The 479-nt window shown below is 45.1% G+C and carries 1 protein-coding gene; it reads right to left on the bottom strand.

The features are described 5' to 3' along the window. A partial coding sequence (locus tag OGY07_RS00025; protein ID WP_286597887.1) for an SEL1-like repeat protein occupies positions 1-479 on the bottom strand: 479 nt, incomplete at both ends.

Here is a 479-nt window from a genome sequence, read left to right as displayed (position 1 = left end):
ACGATGTCGTTGATTTCCGGGACAGTTGGACTGGCGTAGGAATAATCAGACAGGATTTTCCAGATTTTTTCATAGCGGAGAGCCCGCTCCGGATCTTTCTTTAACCCCATGTAATCAAGAGTGTTAGCAGAATCGGGACCACTAAATGCGTCACGCAACCACCCTGAAGCTGTTTCATTACCCGCGGCAACACCTAATTGAAATGATTCAAGTGCTTCTTTAAAATATTGTTTGCTTTTATAGCTTACCCCCAATTCAGTTGCTGCATCACCATTACCTTGATTAGCAGAACATTGCAGCATTTGCTGAGCAATATTTTCAGTACCAGATAATTCATATAATTTATTGCCCACATAAATTTGCGACTGCGCATTCCCCTCATCCGCTGCCTTGCGGTAATAACGCAGCGCCATCTCATCGTCCTGCTGCAATCCCGCAGCGCCGTGCTGCAGATAAACCGCGACAAAGTAATAACCTGA

The organism is Citrobacter sp. Cs237, from assembly GCF_030332325.1.
Taxonomy (GTDB): domain Bacteria; phylum Pseudomonadota; class Gammaproteobacteria; order Enterobacterales; family Enterobacteriaceae; genus Citrobacter_A; species Citrobacter_A sedlakii.
Note: the sequence above shows the minus strand (reverse complement) of the source record. Positions and strands in the feature narration are given on the sequence as shown.